Origin of the sequence: Rhizobium sp. F40D2 (genome assembly GCF_051810745.2) — a bacterium.
Lineage (GTDB): Bacteria > Pseudomonadota > Alphaproteobacteria > Rhizobiales > Rhizobiaceae > Rhizobium.
The window spans coordinates 318,840-337,919 of sequence record NZ_JBPWQX020000004.1; the positions used below are offsets into that span (position 1 = coordinate 318,840).

A 19,080-nucleotide genomic window follows, 5' to 3' on the forward strand; every position below is an offset into this window, starting at 1 on the left:
TCATGCTTAAAATCGGGGGATAAAGAACCTTTCGATGCGTTTTACTCCTGCCATCAATCGGCGCCTTGTGACTGCGGCTCTTGTCGGCCCGGCCAGCATCTGGCTGTTCGTGTTCCTGGTGCTGCCCTTCATCGCCATCATCGTCTTTGCCTTCGGCGAGCGGGCGCCAGAAGGTGGTTATCAGGCGGCTTTTACCTTCGCGCAGTTTGCCAATCTCGGTTCGCGTACCGCGGCCTTCAAGAACACGCTGATTCTTGCGCCGATCGGCGCCTTCGCTTGCCTGCTCGTCGCCTATCCGGTTGCTTATTACTTGGCCGTCAAGGCGAGCGCCAAATACCGGCTGCTGCTGGTCTCCCTCGTCGTCGTGCCCTTCTGGACGAGCCTTCTCGTGCGCACCTACGCTTGGATGTACATCTTGGGCGCGCGCGGCATTCCGCATCTCTTGGAGATGGTCGGCATCGAAAATGTCAGACTGCTGAACACACCGGGCGCCGTGCTGCTCGGCATCGTCTACGGTTACCTGCCGCTGATGATCATGCCGATCTATGTCAGCCTCGAAAAGCTCGACCGCCGTCTTCTGGAGGCCTCCGCCGATCTCGGCGCGCGGCCGCTTTCGACCTTTTTCGGCATCACGCTGCCTCTGTCGCTTCCGGGTGTGATGACCGGCATCGCCCTCGTCACCATCCTGCTGCTCGGCGAATATCTGATCCCGCAGTTGCTTGGCGGCGGCAAAGTCTTCTTCATCGGCAATGCGCTGGTCGATCTCTTCCTGCAGTCGCGCAACTGGCCGTTCGGCTCTGCAATCGCCGTGACTCTCGTCGTTGTCGTCGTCATCGTCCTGTTGATCGCCATGCGCATCGCCTGGCGTGTTGCCGGTACCCGCCAAGTGGATCTCGTCTGATGCGCGCGCTGGTCACCGCAGTCTATCTGTTCCTCTACACGCCGATCGCGCTTGTCGTGCTGTTCTCCTTTAATGCCGGCCGTAATGCCAGCGATTTCACCGGCTTCTCGACGCAATGGTATGGCAAGGCGATTGCGAACACCTTCCTGATGGAAGCGCTGCAGAACAGCCTGACCATCGCCTTTACCAGTGCCGGGCTGGCGGCCATTTTCGGCACGATGGCGGCGATCGGCATGGAGCGGCTCGGCTCCCGGGCGCGCGCGGTCTTCGACGGGCTGTTCGCCGCGGCGATCGTCGTCCCGGGCGTCGTCATCGGCATTGCAACGCTGGTGGCGCTGGTCGAGGTCTTCGGCTTCGTCAATCCACTGATCGCCGCCGTCTGGCCAGGCGAACAGGCGCCGAAGCTTTCACTCGGCTATGGCTCGATCATCGCCGCCCACGGCCTTTTCACCATGGCGCTGGTGACAATGATCGTCAAAGCACGCATCGCCAGCCTCGGCCGTGACATCGTCGAAGCGTCGAGCGATCTTTACGCCACGCCTTTCACCACTTTTCGCCAGATTGTGCTGCCGCAGATCCTGCCGTCAATCCTGGCCGGTTTCCTGCTCGCCTTCACCTTCTCCTTTGACGACTTCATCATCGCCTTTTTCGTCGCAGGTTCGAACACGACACTGCCGATTTATGTCTTCGCCTCGATCCGTCGTGGCGTGACGCCGGAGATCAACGCCATCGCCACGATGGTGCTTGTCGCATCGCTGGGACTGATTCTCATCGCGCGCTTTCTGATGCGCGAGAAAACAACAAACTGAACGGGAAGCACCAATGATTCTTGAAAATCGCGTCGCGATCGTCACCGGAGCGGGCTCGGGCATCGGCCAGGCCGGCGCGCTGATCATGGCAGGAGAAGGTGCTTTCGTCGTCGTGGCCGACCTAAATGCGGCCAGTGCCGCCGAAACCGTCGACCGAATTGAGGCGGCCGGCGGCAGGGCTGAGTGCCTTGGTCTCGACGTCACCGATGACACGGCGCTCGAAGCCGGCATCGCTGCGGTCGCCGAACGTCATGGCCGGATCGACATCCTCCACAATCATGCCGGCGCACAGGTGGCGGGCGATCTGGAACAGGTGGCTGTCGAGGGTTTCGATAGGTCCTGGAGGCTGAATGTCCGAGCGCATTTCATGGCGGCTCGCTTCGTCATGCCGCTGATGAAGAAGGCCGGCCGCGGCGTCATCCTCAACACCTCTTCCTCGTCGGGCGTACTCTACGATCGCGAGATGATTGCCTATACGACGACGAAACATGCGGTCATCGCGATGACCCGGCAGATGGCTGGCGACTACGCCAGGTTCGGAATCCGCGTTAATGCGCTCTGCCCGGGCTGGGTGGATACGCCGTTCAACGAACCATTCATCGCCCAGATGGGCGGGCGTGGCGCGATCGAGGCCTATGTCGCCGAGAAGGTGCCGCTCGGACGTTGGGCTGATGTCTCCGAAATCGCCGAGCCCATTCTCTTCCTGGTCTCGGACCGCTCGTCCTACATGACCGGGCAGATTCTCGTCGTCGACGGCGGCGAGACGATTGTTTAACGGGGTGGAAGGGGTTTTCCCCTGGGTCGGATCGGCTGACCCTCATCCGGATCCGAGATCGAATATCGGGGCGTGGACGCATGACGGCAAGCTGCGCCATGCGTCTTATAAGGGTCGCAGGAAAGAGCATGGGTGGTGCTCCGATCATCAATCATCTGCCCAGGCAATCAGCCAGTGCTCCAATATGATCGCGTCCCCGGATCCTCGCGCCTTTTTCAAGCGCACAATGCTCCGATCATCGACGTCGTCGGTGCGATCGATGTCCTTGGACTTATCAATAGGTTTTCCGATGCGCCAGGAAGACAGTGATGATCCAAGAAGCCGATATCGCCTGTGGGAGGTTGCTGGCGCCTCACACTCCTGGCTCTATCAGAATGGCTTCAACGTGACAGCATCAGGCGTGACCGAAAACCAAACCATCGAAAAGCACATCGCCGCCTGTGCTGGGCCGCATGTCATCCTTCGGACGGGAAAACTACGAGCGCGTCAGGGGCTCATTCGTTGAAACTTTGAATCCTGAATACGACCTGATCCGTGCAATAGGATCACGGGCTGTTCTGCGCGGTCCAGTCCACGGGAGTCGCTTCATGCGTCCTTAAGAAAATGATGGCAGCTTTAGTTCAAATTTGGGAGTGCATTCATGATACATGGTTTGATGTCGCGGGTTCGCATTCAGACGAAGGTGCTCGTGCTTTTGGCGCCATTCGTCATTAGCTTATGCGCAGTAGGATTGACGGGGTACTACGCGTCGAGCCTTCTCGAGGGACGGATGGAGATCTCCAACCATGTTTTGCAATCCCTGAACGGGTTCAAACATGTTTCTTCAAGCATGACAGGTTTTCTGATGAAGCCGTCGCAGGAAGCTCGTGATACTGCGCTTGCGGACGCCCAAGAGCAATTGGCAAACCTGAACGAGACGATTGAAACTCTAAGGCCGACGACCGATGTGGAGCTTCTCGAACGGGCGCTCGATCAGTCCCAAATCATCCCGCAAAAGATCGAAGCGATCTGGCAAATCGAAACGGGGCAGCACAAAATTCTCAGTGATGTAGACGCTGCTTCCGCGGCACTTCTTGACCTGCAAGGGGAGGTTGGCAAGCGCTCGTTCATACTGATGGCCAGTGCGAAAAAGATGGAAAATGCCAACAAGAGCGGCCTGAGTAATTCCGTCTCCATCATCGCGGCCGCCAGTGTTGCGACGAAATTTCGCAATGATTATACAAACGCTACAACGCCGCCTGACAAGCTTAGCCTTCTAGCAAAATATGCGCCCGATTTGCAGAACGCAAAGGAGCAGCTTTTGCCTGCGATAGGGACCGACAGACAAGCCCTCGCCACGCAGTATGCCGCTGCTGTAGAGGCCATCGCCAACGCTTCGAAGGCGTCGCCGGACACTTTGGATGTCTCGGCAACGGATGCCGCCGTCTCAAATCTTGCTGCAACTGGCGACATTCTCAAGACGATTGGCGACGACCTGATGCGGGCCTCCGTACTCGCGCTTGCCGCGTCCGATAAGGATATCTCTCAGGCGACGAATGTCGGCAACGAACTGCGTGCTATCGTTAACAGCAATAACGAGATCCGCGTCGGCTTCGCCGAACTCGCCGGCAAACCAGACGACGCGCGCGTGAAAAAAGTCCAGCAATCGATCTACATGTATCAGACCGAGCTCGGCCGTCTCGCCGGCGTTGTCACCGACGATCCGGTTTTTGCCGAAATTCCGAAGAAGGCTCAACCCGTTCTCGATCTGCTTGCGGCGAACGCTGCAGCGCTCTCTGAGGGTGCGGCGCGCAAGCTGGCTGAATTCGACAGCGCTGCGGGGCAAATCGACAACACTTGGAACCTTCTTGCGCAATTCGCCGACACGCAGAGGCAAAATGCTGGCCAGGATCGTCAACAGGCCAATAGGGTATCTGGCGGCGCGATTGTAATCGGTATTCTGATAGCTATGACCGCGGGTGCCGCGCTCGTCGTTACCCTGAAGGGACCGATCACCCAGATTACCGCAGCGATGCGCAAGATCGCAGAGGGAAGGCTCGACACAGCGATCACCGGCGAGAAACGGGGCGACGAAATCGGGGAAATGGCCCGCGCGCTTTCCGTCTTCAGAAAGAATGCGCTATCGAAGGTCGAAATGGAACAACAAGCCGAGATCGCGCGTAGCAACGCGGAATCCGAGCGCGTCCGCAACGAACTCGAGCGACGTAGCGCCAAGGTCCAGGTTGACGCCGCGATCGAAGCGCTTGCAGAAGGGCTAACACGGCTGTCGCGCGGGGACTTGAATTTTGCGATCGATACGCCCTTTGCCCCCGAACTCGACCGGATCCGCATCGATTTCAACATGTCTGTGGCGGGTCTCAGAGAGACGCTCTGCGAGATCCGCGAGACGTCTTCCCTCATCAGCGACAATGGCCGCCAGATGGCGGAAGCCGTCGATGACCTTGCCAGTCGAACGGAGAAGCAGGCGGCTGCCCTTGAGGAAACCGCAGCGGCAGTGCAGGAGATTTCTTCCGCCGTCAACACCTCTTCAGGACGGGCCGCTGCAGCACTTGCGCTTGTTCAACGGGCCAAACAGGGCGCGGACGCCTCGGCTTCAGTGGTCCGAAACGCGGTCTCGGCCATGGGGCGGATTGAGGACGCGTCGGGCAAGATCGTTCAGATTGTCAGCGCGATTGACTCCATCGCTTTCCAGACCAATCTCTTAGCCCTGAATGCGGGAGTCGAAGCGGCGAGAGCGGGCGAGGCCGGCAAGGGCTTTGCTGTCGTGGCGCAGGAAGTGCGGGAACTGGCGCAGCGATCGGCTCGCGCTGCCAAGGAAATCGACGAACTCATCAACAATTCCGTCCAAGAGGTTGCGTCGGGCTCGGAGTTCGTCGGTCGCACGGGCGATGCGCTGATGGAAATTTCTAGCGAGATCGTCCACATCGTTGGCCATATTGAACTGATTGCCTCCTCAAGCCGCGAACAGGCAACAACACTCCAGTCAATCAACGCGTCGGTGAACGATATTGATCGTATGACGCAACAAAATGCGGCGATGGTGGAAGAGACGAATGCTGCCACCCAACAGCTCTCATCAGAGACGCTCGCACTTACTGACATGATCGCACGCTTTCGGCTTGAAGGCCGCGAGAACCCGGCTTCAGCACGCTACGAGGCCGCGGCATGATGGCAGCATACATTCGCAGACCTGGTAACTTGATGTCATGAGCGCCTGCGCCAGTCGTGATCCGCGTGAGCACGGTGTACGGAGATTTCCAGTATTGCCACATGGCGGCGGGCGATCGCGATTTGGCACGATCTTTAAGCATTGAACAGTCAATCTACTGAACGCTCACGGTTATAGATTGATTGCTAGCCTCCTGCGCATCACGAGAGACGTGGCAAGGAGGAGCCACGAGTGTGAGGCAGGCGCCCGACAGGAAAGGCGCCCGAAGGAAAATCAGGCATTTAATCCGACCGAGGATGCGAGCGGCAGGTGATGCTGATATCCGCCGTCGAGAGGACAGCTGTTCCGCTACTTTGGAAGCGCTGCGCGTTGCAGGGATCGAGACGCGACCAGATGCCGATGAGTATTCGCGCAAAGCAGCAAGTGGGAACCGCTCGTTCATCGGGCTGCCCCGATGTGGGGTCACACGTCCGAAAAGATCGACTGCCGCCGTGCCTTCGGGCAATTAGCCAATTTTCATAGTCTTGATCCTAACGGCCCCTAAACCGTATTCGCCCTCATCCTTGCCTCATCCGCAGTGCGCGAACTGATCATTCGCAAATGCCGGATGGTTATCGGTTCTGCCAGCAATCTGTCGATCTGGCCCATTAGCGGCGCCAGATGCGGCATCAGCATATGGGCATCGAGGTCGGCTTGACTGGCCCAGTTTTCGTAGAAGATAAAGATGCATTCGTCATTCGCGTCAACGTGGAAATCGTAGTTGATACAGCCGGGCTCACTGCGCGTCGGCTCCACTTGAGCTGCCAGCAGCCTCTCCAGTTCATCATGCGTATCCGGACGGCCGACGACTGTTCCTATTATGGTGATGGTCATGTTCAGCTCTGCTTCTGGCTCAGGGCAACGGCCAGGATGATGATGGCGCCGCGGGCGATCAGCTGCTGGCTGAATTCGAGGCCCATCAGAATCAAGCCGTTGTTGATGAGACCGATCATGAGCGCGCCGACCACCGTCCCTATGACCGTTCCCTTGCCCCCGAACAAGCTGGTGCCGCCGAGAACGGCTGCAGCGATTACCGAGAGCTCGTCGCCTTCACCGAGTTGGAACCGGCCAGACTGCAGGCGTCCCGCGTAGAGCATGCCGGCAAGCGCTGCGGCGCAGGACGATATCACCAGGACCTTGAACTTAATGTCGCGTGTGTTGATGCCCGAATAGCGCGATGCCGTCTCGCCGCCGCCGGTCGCCAGCACACGTCGCCCGAAACCTGTACGGCGCAGTATAATGTGGCCGATCACCGCGAGGATGGCCATCCAGAAGAGCAGGACGGGAATGCGGCCGATATTACCGCCGCCGAAGAACCAGGAATAGCCGGGTGACAGTATCGGCACGGCCGCGGTCGCCGAAATCCACATGGCAACGCCCTTGGCGATACCCATCATCGCAAGGGTCGTGAGGAAGGAGGGAATGCCGACGCGCGTGGTCAGCCATCCGTTGAAAATGCCGACGGCAAGTCCTGTTCCGATACCGGCGAGAACGCCTGCGGATGGGCCGCCAACCGCAATCGCCATCGCAACGGTGACCGTCGACAACCCCGCAACGGCGCCGACGGAAAGGTCAATCTCTCCAGCCGAAAGGACAAAAGTGATCGCAATCGCCATCACCGCGATCATTGCCGTCTGCCTGACAATGTTGAGCAGGTTGTTGATGTTGAGGAAACCCTTGTCGTTGAGCGCGATGGCGAAAACGATGAAGATGACCACGAAGCCGATATAGATGATGTTCTGGCGCCAGTTCGACAGGAAGGCGTTAGGCATCTGAAGTCTCCTGGAGCCTCAAGGCCCGCTGAATCTCGATTTGAAGGCGCTGCTCGGCGGCCTGGAGCCGGTGTGCAAGATCGGTGGCGGGGAGGGACGGATCGTCGAAAGCCTCCCGTGGCAGGTCCTGATGAACACGCCCCTCAGTCATGACGAGGATCCGGTCGCATGCCGTGAGCAATTCCGACAGTTCGGATGAGACCATAATGATCGCTTTGCCCGCGGCCGCGAGTTCGCGCACAAGTTTTATGATCTCGGCCTTGGAGCCGATATCGATGCCGGCGGTCGGTTCATCCAGGATCAGGATATCCGGGTCGGTCGCCAGCCATTTGCCGATGACCACCTTCTGCTGGTTGCCGCCAGACAGCGTCGATACGGCATGATCGCGGCTTGCCGTCTTGACCGCCAGCCGCTGGATCTGGTCGTCCGTCAGCTTCCGTTCCGCGGCTGCGTCCATGAAGCCTGCCCGCGACAGCCGTCCGATCACCGCCATCACCATGTTTGCGGAAACGGAATGGGCAGGGATGATACCCTGGGTGGCGCGCGCTTCCGGAACAAGTGCCAGCCCGGCGTCGATCGCTTGTTTGGGCGTCCTGATGGAAGCGTCGGAGCCGTGGACGCGGATTGTACCGCTCGAGGCCGGCTCTATCCCGGCAAGCACTCTCGCGAGCGAAGATCGGCCGGAGCCGAGGAGCCCTGCCAGTCCGAGAACCTCGCCGCTATGCAGTGCGAACGATACGTCCCTCGGTTTGTGCGTGCCACTCAGATTCGTAACCTCGAGCACCACGTCGCCGCGCGATGCAGTCCCGCGCAACACATCGGACAGTCCCATTGAGCGACGTCCGACAATGTGTTCGATCATCGTGTCGATCGGCAATTCGCTGATCGGCGCCGTGATCACGTGCCGCCCGTCGCGCAGGATCGTGGCGCGATCAGAAATGCGGGCGATCTCGTCCATGCGATGGCTGACATAGATTATCGCGACACCCTTGTCCTTGAGCTTCCTTAGGAAGGCGAAAAGGCGTTCGACGTCGGACACGGCCAGGGCTGTCGATGGTTCGTCCAGGACCAGAATCTTCGCGTCCTGCGAAATCGCCTTGGCGATCTCCGTCAGCTGCTTCTGCCCCGCACCGATATCGCCGACAATGGCGCGCGGGTCGACGGAAACCTCCAGCATCGCAAACAGCTCGGCGGCCTTACGTTCGGCCTCGCCATCGTCGATCAGGCCCATACCGTTGCGGCTTTCACGCGTCAGGAAGATGTTCTGTGCCACCGTCAAGGTCGGTACCAGGCTCATTTCCTGGTAATTCATCGCGATCCCCGCCGCACGCGACTCCTCCGGCGTATGGGCGCTCAGGTTTCGTCCCGCGACCTCGATGTTTCCCCTATCCGGCTTGTGCACGCCGTTGAGGATCTTGAGGATCGTCGATTTACCCGCGCCATTGCCGCCGAGAAGTGCGTGGATCTCGCCTGGCCGGACTTCGAAATCGACGCCTTCGAGCGCGCGAACGCCGCCGAAGGCCTTCGATATTCCGGTCATCCGGACGGCTGAGACGCCGTTGTTCATCCGACTTTCTCCCACGTGCCGCTTTCACCGGAGCGCAGAAATGCATCCGCCACGAGTTCCGTCAGCAGGCCATCGTCAAAGTTAGGACTCGGCTGGCGGCCCTTGGCGATTGCGGAGAAGAAATCGTAGCACTCGACGATCTTCGTTTCGGAATAGCCGATGCCGAGGCCGGGGATCGGCCACAGGCCGCCGCCATAGGGATGAGCAGGACCGGTGTAGACCGTCCGGAAGCCGCGTGCATCGGCCGGATCGTCGGCAAACATCACCTGCAGCTCGTCGCGGCGTTCGTAATTGAAGTGGATCGATCCCTTGGTGCCATGGATCTCAAGCGTGATGAAGTTGTTGCGGCCATAAGCATTGCGCGTCGCCTCCAGGCTACCGATCGCGCCGTTTACGAATTTCAGCATCGACACCACTTCGTCGTCGACATCGACTTCGCCACGTTCGGCATCGGCCGCCTTTTCAGCTGCCCCCAGCTTGTCGACGCCGCCCTGCTGCAGGGGCCGCGTCTTGTTGTAGGTCGAGGTCAGCGCGATGACTTCGGCAATCGGGCCGACGAGATAATGTGCGAGGTCAACGACATGCGTGCCGATGTCGCCGACAGTGCCGGAGCCGGCGATCTTCTTCTGGAAGCGCCAGGAGAGCGGCGAATTCGGATCGGCCGACCAGTCCTGCAGATAGGTGCCGCGGAAGTTCAGGATGCGGCCGATGCGGCCCTCTTCGATATATTTCCTGGCAAGCGCCACGGCTGGCGTGCGCCGGTAGTTGAAGGCCACCATGTTGATGACGCCGGCCTTCTTGACGGCCTCCGCCATGGCGCGGGCCTCTTCGACCGTGCGCGCCAGTGGCTTTTCGCAAATGATGTGCTTGCCGGCTTTGGACGCCTCGATGGCGATCTCGGCATGGACGTTGTTCGGAGTGCAAATGTCGACGACGTCGATATCGGCGCGATTGACGACCGAACGCCAGTCGGAGGATGCTTCCTCGAAACCGAAGCGTTGACGGGCTTCGTCAGCCAGTCCGTCCGTGACGTCGACCACCACCTTGCGGCGGGGAATGGCCGGTGCCGGCCAGAAAAACATCGGCATGGAAGCATAGGCCATGGCATGCGCCTTGCCCATGAAGCCACCCCCGATCATGGCGACGTTCATAATTTTCGTCATGGGTCTGTCTCCTGAATACTGGCGCTGAGGCGCCATGTCGTCATCGACCAGTGCGGAGGAAGGCCTCCGCACTGTCATCCGTTGGCGCAGCAGGCTGCGGCGCTCATTGTAGAATTATTGGCCGAGGCTGGTCTTGATGTTGGCCGTCGCCTCGGTGGAGTAGACGGTCTTCCAGGCATCGAGCAGGTTGTCGCGGGTGACTGGTAGGGCTGGCAGCGCCACGAAGGCGGGTGCTTCCTTGCCGACGAGGGCATAGCCTGCGAGTTTCGCTTCGACAACGCCGGCATCGAACGGGCGTTGTGCTCCGAGGCCCTTGACGAAACTGCCCTGCGCCATCGAGATCGCGACATTCTCGCCGAGGTCGATCGTGGTGATAACGAGATCGTCACGGCCGGCATTGCGCGCCGCGGCGATCACGCCTTCTGCCGGTACATCCCAGACGGCCCAGATGCCCTTGACGTTGGGATTGGAGGTCAGAATTGCAGAAGCCGCCTTTTCTGCGTCACCTGAAAAGTCCGGGCCGCCGATCCCCTGTTCGGCGACGATCTTGATCTTCGGATAGTCGGAGGCGATCGTCGCCTTAAAGGCGTCGTAGCGCTGCTTCGTGACGAAGAAGTCGGCTGCGTGGAAGACCACGCCGATTTCGCCTTCGCCGTTCAACGATTTTGCCATGAGATGGGCGGAGGCGACGCCGTTGCCGTAATTGTCTGCGGAGACGACGGAAACGTAGTCACTTCCCGCCTTGAAGCCCGCCGGGACGTTGTCCATGAACACCAGCTTGACACCGGCATCGGCTGCGGCCTTGTAGGCCTTTGCCGTCGCTGCCGGGTCGGTCGGGATTGAAACGATGATATTGGGCTTCTGCGCCATGATCGTTTCGAGGTCGGCCACCTGCTTTTCCGGCTTGAAACCGGCATCGGTGACCGCGATCACCTTGATGCCCATCGTCTTGAACTGCGTCTGCAGACCGTTGATCTGCGCCCGCGACCAGTCGTTGCCGCCATAATGCATGACAATGGCCGCCGTGGCGTTCATCGCCTTGATCTTGCCGAGTTCCTCATCGCTCAAACTGATGCCTGAGGCCGGTGACGGGCTTTCGCCCGACGGTCCCTTCGACAGGACGCTTTCCTGCAGTTTTGCCAAGGCCGAGTCCGGATCGGCAAAAGCCGGTCCCACCAGGCCGATCGTCAACACGGCGGCAGCGCCGCACATAAACATTCGTCTATTGGTCATGTTCTCCTCCCAGAGTTTAGGGCTCTTGCCCCAGATCGTGGCCCTCAGGCCGATTTGAGATAGGTCATGCTGGCCGTCGCGCCCTCCAGCGGATCGGCCCAGGCATCGAGTTCCGCGCAAACCCAGCCCTTGAAGCCAACGTCGCGCATGGCAGCGATGATGCCCTCGGTGGGAACGTCACCGCGATCGAGCGGCGTGAACGCGAACGGTTCGCGCTGCAATCCCTTCAGGTGGATGTAGCTGATGCGGGTAGAATGGTCCCGGATGAGCTTAGCAGGGTCGCCGCCTGCGGCAGCGAGGTGCGCCGTATCGGGGCAGAAGTCGATCGACGTCATGGATAAAATCTTGGCAACCTCGCCAGGACCTTCGACGATTGTCGACAGGTGCGGGTGATAGTGGGCGCGAAGTCCCCTGCCGTCAGCGATCTCCTTGACGCGATCGAGCGCCGCGGCGAGCTTGTGGTAATCGGCCTCTCGCACGCCATCGAAGCGCCTAGCTCCACCGCCTACGACAAGATGGGGAGCGCCGAGTTCGGCAGCCCGATCGGCAGCGCGCGTCACGCGCGCCAGCTCTTCAGGCAAAATATCGTCGAAGATGAAGTTGCCACCGGCGTAAGTCGCAACGAGCGACAGCCCGTGATCCGTCAACAGCGAGCGCATGTCCGAGACACTGAAATCGAGCAGGTTTCCGTCAAACAGCTCGACGCCCTCATAGCCCGCGCGGGCAATGTCTTCAAATGCACGCCGCATGTCGCCGAATGTCCGGTAGGAAAGCTGGGTGATCGACGTCACACCGGCAGCGTTGCCCCCCAGGTCTCCCCAGCAATTCGCATGATACGCGAGCTTGAAGTCGGTCATCGCTGTCCTCCCGAATGCCTCCGATGCGCAAACAACTACGCAGCGAAAAAGCCGATGTCAATATATATTCAACATAAGCTGGCTATCTTTTGCTGATTTAATACAAAAGTTTGTTGTTGCGCCCCTTAAGAGTGCGTCCTATCTAGGTTGCTCGACGAAATTCAAAAGGAAGGCTGGATGTCCTCCATGGCAGATTTGGACGCCGGCACACTTGCACGAAAAAAGGGCCGTCCGAGAACATCCGAGACGGCGGCGCCAAGCTTGGTCGAGATCCTCAATCTCGTCCGCACCGAGCGCTCGACGACGCGGCAAGAGATCGAGCGCGACAGCGAGCTGGGCCGCGCCGTTGTCGCCGACCGCCTCGGTACCTTGATTGACTTGGCCCTCGTCGACGAGAGCGAGCTCGGCGCCGCGACTGGCGGCCGTGCACCACGTCTGGTCCGCTTTTCCACTGATCGCGCGAGCATCTTGGTTGCGACCCTCGACCAGACGGCGTTGGGAGTTGGCATCGCCGATCTTTCGGGACGGCTCATCATGGAACATCACGAAGAGGCGGACCTGACCGAACCAGTTTCCAGCCTGTGCGATCGCCTGACCGCCCTGTTTCGCTGGATAATAGAACGCCAAGGCGCTCAGCACGATCTGTGGGGCATATCGATTTCGACACCCGGTGCGGTGGCCGATGGACGGGAAGCATTTTTTCAAACTTCGACACCTTCCGCCTTGCCGGGCTGGGAGAGCTTTCCGATCGTCGAGCGGCTCGTCGAAACCTTTGATGCGCCGGTGTGGCTGCGTTCCAGCGTCGAGACGATGACCATGGGTGAATTGCGCGCTGGTGCCGGCATCGGCCATGAAACGATGCTGGTCATCAAGGTCGGAAAGCGGATCGGCGCCGGATTGGTCGGCGACGGCAGTCTTTTTCGGGGGGCGCAAGGGGCCGTGGGCTTGATCGGTGCGGTTCCCGTCGTCGTTGGCGACAGAACAGGGACGCTCGAGGAGATGGCGGGTTCGGACGCAATCGCCAGGGAGTGTCGGGCGGCGGCAGAACGCGGCCACAGCCCGATCATTGCCGACTTGATGCGGCGCGGTCAGGAAATAACCGCGATGGAGGTCGCACAGGCCGCACAGATGGGAGATCGCGGCGCGATCGATACCCTCTCGCAAAGTGGCCGGTTGATTGGCCAGGTCATCGCCACGCTGGCGAATATGTTGAACCCTGAGATTATTGTTCTTGCCGGCTCCATCGCCCAGTCCAATGACATTCTTCTCGCCTCCGCGCGCGAGGCAATTTACGGTGCATGCCACCCGCTCGTCAGTCGCGACCTGCAGATCATCCGCTCGCAGATGGGTAGCTCGTCAGGCTTGGTCGGCGCCGCCATCACCGCCGCCGAAGCCCTGTTCGCACCGGCGATTTTGCGGGATTGGATCATGGCAGGCAGGCCGCAGGCCCATCCCCGCTTCATCGATCTTAAAAGACGGATCTCCGCAAGAAATGGAGAAGCCGAAACACCTCACCCGCCTGGAACGAAAAAGGGGAAACGATGACGATCACAGGTCTCGGACCCCATGGAGAGCGTGCGGCAGCACCCGAACGGGTCCTCCTCTTGCCAGAAGACATGGCGCGCGCACGAGCTGGAGGGCTCCGCGTCGCGGTCGTCCTGCACACGACCGCCAGCGACTGGGCAAAGCAACTGCTAGCCGGGCTGGTCGGCACGCTTGGTGCATGTGGGGTTGTGGTCATCGACGTCGCCGACTGCGCCTTTGAACCAGACACGCAAATCCAAGCACTTGACCGGCTGGTCCGCGAAGCGCCCGATGCAATAATCTCCCTGCCCGTCGCTAACGCCAAAGTCGCGGAAGCCCACAAGCGTGTCGGCGCCGCCGGCATAAAACTCGTGCTGCTAGACAACGCGCCAACTGGCCTCTTGCCGACTAAGGACTACGTCTCACTTATTTCAGCCGATAATTTCGGCCTTGGAAAAATGGCTGCTGAGAGCCTGTCTCCCCATCTCCAAGTCGGGGCACAGGTAGGCGTTCTCGGTTATGCCGCGGACTTCTTTGCTACAAATGAGCGGGAAATCGCCTTCGTGAAATGGATGGGAATTAATCGCCGTGACCTGAAGATTACGATTCGCCGGTTCTCGGCACTGTCGGACGCCGCATCCACCGCAGAAGGGCTCCTGAGGCATATCCCCGAGCTCGATGGCCTCTTTGTGGTTTGGGACACGCCTGCCATTGCAGCGGCAAGCGCGATCGTGGAAGCTGGGATGACGATTCCGATCGCGACCATCGATCTTGGCCGAGATGCGGCCATCGAACTTGCTGCCGGCGGGCCCATCGTAGCGATAGCGGCCCAGCAACCCTTCAGACAGGGCCAGACTGCGGCGTCGACAACGGTGACTTCACTACTTGGTCGGCTTCCACCAGCGTGGGTGGCGCTACCGGGTTTGGCGGTTACGCCAGACAATGTGGTGGAATCCTTCCAGACGGTCTGGCAGACATCCGCGCCGCGGGAGCTGCTGCGTCGCAAGAAGCTGGTGCGATGATGGTTCGGTCCACTGGGCTTTGACAAGACGACAATCCACTTCACGTGCTAGGCAATCCCCATCAACCGGACTAACTCAGGTTGACCAGCAGCGGATTGGCGGCGATTTCAGTGCATCACGGATTCACGAACGACGCTTATTCGGTGGGCTCCCGCGCCTTGAAGAGATACGAACCGCTGACCCCATAATGAGTTGCTAATCCAGCGAGGCACAAATTTCGGCGCATGTCGGAGCCTATTGCTGGGGCGGGGCGGCAGGCACCTTCTTCTGGGTAAGCCCTGTCGACGACATGGTTGCCATTCTCTTCACGCAACTGCTGCCCCTCAAGCGCCATTCCGGTGCGCAAAGAGCTGCGGGCACTCGTCCACGGTGCGTTGACAGGGCCTGAAGAGCTGCTGCCCATACAAGAAGCGAAAGCAGCATTAGCGTTACGATGCCGCGAAAGCTCGCGCTACGAACCCGTCAGCCTCCTTCACCAGGTATTCCGCGGAGGCGTACGCGGAACCTTTCCACGAACATCTCGACGATGGCCGGCCGTTCTTCGACCGGGTCGGAAACAGCGCCTCACCTGCCAACGTCGGCTAGACGCCGGTCGTCTCCGTAGGTCTACAAGATTAAGGTTGGTCGCTACACGGCCCACCGGTCTGACCTCGGCTTTTCCACTGGACCATTTTTCGCCGCATAGCTGAGTCTGTCTCTTGGTCGAGGCCCCAGGCTTCACCGCCATGCACACAACCCGCGCACGGCATGCTCTCGCGGTCGAGGCCAAGTTTAACGGTTCAAGACGTAGAGGCAATCATCCCTCTCGGTGCTGGCAGCGAGCAGCGTTCGTTCGTCGCCTTTTGAACGGGTGGAAGTTACCTATCGAACATTGGGAACGAGAGTTGGGAGGGAAAGATTGGACATCGACAGTGGCTCGCTTCACAAAGACTGTCCTCTACGCTTGACGGCAAATCAAAGTTACTTAATCTAAGGGCCGTCAGGACCCGCTGGGAGGAGGGGCGGGCGATAGCGATCTCTGTCGCACCATCTTCATCTCCCAAAGCCATGATCCCGAATCGTTTGCCGCCGATTTTTCAACAGGATAAGCCATGCCTCTCACCATTGCCCAACGCCTCGACCGCCTGAAAGTCCGTATCACCGAGCTGGCGCATTGGCGGGATCGGCAGAGTAGCCCGATCGACGGCTGGACATTCGAGGGTGAGCCGATCGGCCATCAGCAGGACTGGCCGCATCGCCAAGGCGTCGTGCATTTTGCCGTAAGTGCCGCAGCGCCGGAGGGCTGGCCCCTCGAAGATATCCGTCTGCAGCTCGATCTCGGCGGCGAGAGCCTGATCACTCTGAGCTATCCCGATGGCAAAAGCGAAACATTCGGTCTCGACCCCTATCATCAGGAATTCCCGGTAAAGGGCCGCCGTTTCTCGATTGCGACGGAAAGCGTCGCGCGCTTTCCGTTCGGCGAGCCGAACCGGGCCCCGCGGCTGAACAAGGCCCGGTTCATCTGGCTCGACGGCCCGGCCCATCGCCTGCACCTTCTGTTGAAGCAGGTTTCCGAGGCGATCGACGTGCTCGGCGAGCATGAAGTCGTGCCGCATCTGATGGATGCCGCCGAACAGGCCCTGCGCAGCCTAGACTGGCCGTCGGATACGGCGGCTTACATCTCCCGCACCGCCGACGCCGCGATGCAGCAGAAAATCTGGGAGCTGCCGGAGCTTGCGGCAAACCCGGCAGGCCTGAGCGTTGAGCAGAGCGCCTCGGCAGCCTCGGCCTTCGAGGTTTTGACGGCGCGGTTGAAGGAACTGCAGAAGCGCTTTCCGCCGAATGGCGAGTTGCTGCTGACCGGTCATGCGCATATCGACCTCGCATGGCTTTGGCCCTATCGCGAGACGCGGCGCAAGATGCGGCGCACCTTCAATACGGCGCTGTCGCTGATGGAGCGCTCCGACGATTTCCGTTTCAACCAGTCGACCGCCCATTATTACGCACAGATGGAAGAGGAAGACCCGGAGCTTCTCGAACGCATCAAGGAGAAGGTCGCGGAAGGAAAATGGGAAACCGTCGGCGGCATGTGGGTGGAGCCCGATACCAATATGCCCACAGGCGAAAGCCTCGTCCGCCAGGTTCTCTACGGCCAGCGTTATTTCGAAAAGACCTTCGGCACGCGCCATACGGTGTGCTGGCTTCCGGATTGCTTCGGTTTTTCCGGCGCGCTGCCGCAGATCCTGAGACAGGGCGGCATCGACAGCTTCTTCACCATCAAGGTCAACTGGAGCGAGACCAACCATATCCCTTCCGATCTCTTCTGGTGGAAGGGCTTCGACGGCAGCCAGGTGCTGACCCACACTTTCGACAATCCGATGCAGGGATATAACGGCTTCGTGCAGGCCGATTGTTATGTGCCGACATGGAAGAATTTCCGCGGCAAGGTGCAGCACGATACTTCGCTTCTGGCGGTCGGCTATGGCGACGGCGGCGGCGGCGTGACGCCCGAAATGGTGGAGCGCGAAGTGCAATTGCGCGATTTCCCGGCCATCCCGCAGGCGCGCTGGGGCACCGTCAAAAGCTTCTATGAGAAGGCGCATCGCACCGCTAGGGAAAAGAACCTTCCGGTCTGGGACGGTGAAATCTATCTCGAACTGCACCGCGCGACGCTGACGAGCCAAAGCGGCGTCAAGCGCAAACATCGCCAGGCCGAACGGGCGTTGATCACCGCAGAAACGCTTGCTTCACTTGCCCATATGCTGGGTGCCGACAAGCCGAAAAGCCTCGAAGCGGATTGGCGCGTGGTGCTGAAGAACGAGTTTCACGATATCCTGCCGGGATCGAGCATCCGCGAGGTCTATCAGGATGCGGAGCAGGAACTCGGCGGCGTCATCGACAATGCCAAGTCCGAGCAGGCAAAGGCCTTGCAGGCGCTCTCGGCCCATCTGCCGAAGGGTGGGGTTGGCGATGCGCTCGTCGTCGTCAATCCGTCGCTTGCGCCGCGGCCGGTGAGCGCCACGCTTGCCGACGGCACGGTCATCTCGGCCGGCGATATCGTCGCTCCTCTGTCCGTGGCGGTCTTCGACAGGCAGTCCCTGCAGCCGGCCGGCGGGCTGAAAGCAAGTTCCGATCGTCTCGAAAACGATCATCTCGCCGTCGTCATCGGCAAGGACGGGGCGGTTTCAAGCCTCATCCACAAGGCGAGTGGCCGGGAAGCGGTCGATGGTTCGGCCAACCAGCTCTGGGTCTATCCGGATGACAAGCCGCGCAATTGGGACGCCTGGGATATCGATGCGGATTATGCCGAAAAGGCCGTCCGTCTCGAGGCGCCGGAGAGCATCTCGCTCGTCGAAAGCGGCCCGCACCCCGCGGCAATCCGCGTCGTTCATCGCTACCGGAATTCGAGCGTTACCCAGACTTATGTGCTGACCGCCAATTCCAAGCGGCTCGATATCGAAACGACGATCGACTGGCACGACCGCCGCACCTTGCTGCGCACCCTCAACCCGGTCGATGTAAAGGCCCGGAAGGCAACGTTCGAATGCGCCTTTGGCATCGTCGAGCGGGCGACCCACACGAACACTTCCTGGGAGCAGGCAATGTTCGAGGCCGTCGCCCATCGCTTCGTCGATATCAGTGAGCCGGGTTTCGGCGTCGCACTGCTCAACAATGCCAAATATGGTCACAGCGCCCGCGGCAATGTGATCGGCATGAGCCTGGTGCGCGGGCCGATCTATCCGGATCCGCTGGCCGATGAAGGCGAGCAGAGCTTCACCTATGCGCTGATGCCGCATGACGGCGCCTGGCATGAAGGCGGTGTGCTCGACGAGGCGATCGATCTCAACCAGCCGCTGGTCGCGGTGGAGGCCAAGGGCCTCTCCGCCGGCACGTTCGCGCCGCTTGCGGTCGCCGGCACTCCCGTCGCCTTTTCCGGTCTGAAACCGGCGGAAGCGGGCGACGGCCTGATCCTGCGCCTCTACGAACCCGCCGGCCGGCGCGGCCGCCTCTCGCTTGCCCTGCCGTCCGGATGGTCGACCTCGCCGCCGCTCAACATTCTGGAGGAACCGATGGAGCGGAAGGGGCCGGCCGAGATCATGCCATTTGAAATCAGGACGTGGCGGCTGCAAAAGGCCTGACGGTTCATTCTTGAGAGAGCCCGTCATTGCCGCTCCGATGCGGGGGCGCGGACAAGGCCGGACGACAGCGCGGCACATCGGCGGCGCGTATAGGTCGTCAGAGTACAAGACATACGGGTTGGCTGGTCGGG

14 protein-coding genes are annotated in these 19,080 nt (G+C 60.3%); 8 read left to right on the forward strand and 6 right to left on the reverse strand.

The window, feature by feature from the left end; all coding sequences use genetic code 11:
* Positions 1–34 precede the first annotated feature (34 nt).
* From ACS4RS_RS30185 to ACS4RS_RS30205, 5 genes are all read left to right on the forward strand, one after another.
* Complete coding sequence (locus ACS4RS_RS30185; protein WP_012555750.1) at positions 35–901, forward strand: ABC transporter permease; 867 nt, start codon at positions 35–37, stop codon at positions 899–901.
* On the forward strand, positions 901–1,710 hold the full coding sequence (locus tag ACS4RS_RS30190) for an ABC transporter permease (RefSeq protein ID WP_183691863.1): 810 nt from the start codon (positions 901–903) through the stop codon (positions 1,708–1,710). Before ACS4RS_RS30185 ends, ACS4RS_RS30190 begins: the two co-directional genes overlap by 1 nt.
* 13 nt (positions 1,711–1,723) lie before the next feature.
* Entirely contained in the window at positions 1,724–2,485 is a 762-nt protein-coding gene (locus tag ACS4RS_RS30195; protein ID WP_012555752.1) for an SDR family NAD(P)-dependent oxidoreductase, read from the forward strand.
* Between the two features lie 184 nt (positions 2,486–2,669).
* Complete coding sequence (locus ACS4RS_RS30200; protein WP_439012579.1) at positions 2,670–2,990, forward strand: alpha/beta hydrolase domain-containing protein; 321 nt, start codon at positions 2,670–2,672, stop codon at positions 2,988–2,990.
* A 135-nt stretch (positions 2,991–3,125) separates the two neighbouring features.
* The gene (locus tag ACS4RS_RS30205) at positions 3,126–5,654 is read left to right on the forward strand and encodes a methyl-accepting chemotaxis protein (RefSeq protein WP_439011926.1); all 2,529 of its coding nucleotides are present in this window, start codon (positions 3,126–3,128) and stop codon (positions 5,652–5,654) included.
* A gap of 540 nt (positions 5,655–6,194) precedes the next feature.
* Here the strand turns inward: ACS4RS_RS30205 and ACS4RS_RS30210 are convergent.
* The 6 genes from ACS4RS_RS30210 to ACS4RS_RS30235 form a co-directional block, all read right to left on the reverse strand.
* Positions 6,195–6,527 (reverse strand): antibiotic biosynthesis monooxygenase, encoded by a 333-nt coding sequence (locus ACS4RS_RS30210; RefSeq protein WP_439011927.1) that lies wholly within the window; start codon positions 6,525–6,527, stop codon positions 6,195–6,197.
* A gap of 2 nt (positions 6,528–6,529) precedes the next feature.
* On the reverse strand, positions 6,530–7,465 hold the full coding sequence (locus ACS4RS_RS30215) for an ABC transporter permease subunit (RefSeq protein ID WP_439011928.1): 936 nt from the start codon (positions 7,463–7,465) through the stop codon (positions 6,530–6,532).
* Positions 7,458–9,032: a sugar ABC transporter ATP-binding protein gene (locus tag ACS4RS_RS30220; RefSeq protein WP_003592173.1), complete on the reverse strand. Its 1,575-nt coding sequence runs from the start codon at positions 9,030–9,032 to the stop codon at positions 7,458–7,460. The genes ACS4RS_RS30215 and ACS4RS_RS30220 overlap by 8 nt, the downstream gene beginning before the upstream one ends.
* The gene (locus ACS4RS_RS30225) at positions 9,029–10,195 is read right to left on the reverse strand and encodes a Gfo/Idh/MocA family protein (protein ID WP_439011929.1); all 1,167 of its coding nucleotides are present in this window, start codon (positions 10,193–10,195) and stop codon (positions 9,029–9,031) included. The genes ACS4RS_RS30220 and ACS4RS_RS30225 overlap by 4 nt, the downstream gene beginning before the upstream one ends.
* A 114-nt stretch (positions 10,196–10,309) precedes the next feature.
* Positions 10,310–11,428, reverse strand: a complete 1,119-nt coding sequence (locus tag ACS4RS_RS30230) for a substrate-binding domain-containing protein (protein WP_439011930.1) — start codon at positions 11,426–11,428, stop codon at positions 10,310–10,312.
* Between the two features lie 44 nt (positions 11,429–11,472).
* Positions 11,473–12,285, reverse strand: coding sequence for a TIM barrel protein (locus ACS4RS_RS30235; RefSeq protein WP_439011931.1), 813 nt, complete (start codon positions 12,283–12,285; stop codon positions 11,473–11,475).
* Positions 12,286–12,471: 186 nt separating this feature from the next.
* Between ACS4RS_RS30235 and ACS4RS_RS30240 the strand changes: the two genes are divergently transcribed.
* The 3 genes from ACS4RS_RS30240 to ACS4RS_RS30250 all read left to right on the forward strand — a co-directional run bounded on the left by ACS4RS_RS30240 (position 12,472) and on the right by ACS4RS_RS30250 (position 18,949).
* Positions 12,472–13,830, forward strand: coding sequence for an ROK family protein (locus ACS4RS_RS30240; protein ID WP_244429873.1), 1,359 nt, complete (start codon positions 12,472–12,474; stop codon positions 13,828–13,830).
* The gene (locus tag ACS4RS_RS30245) at positions 13,827–14,831 is read left to right on the forward strand and encodes a substrate-binding domain-containing protein (RefSeq protein ID WP_012555759.1); all 1,005 of its coding nucleotides are present in this window, start codon (positions 13,827–13,829) and stop codon (positions 14,829–14,831) included. Before ACS4RS_RS30240 ends, ACS4RS_RS30245 begins: the two co-directional genes overlap by 4 nt.
* Positions 14,832–15,922: 1,091 nt before the next feature.
* A complete protein-coding gene (locus ACS4RS_RS30250; protein ID WP_439011932.1) occupies positions 15,923–18,949 on the forward strand; it encodes an alpha-mannosidase in 3,027 nt (1,008 codons plus the stop codon).
* Positions 18,950–19,080 lie beyond the last annotated feature (131 nt).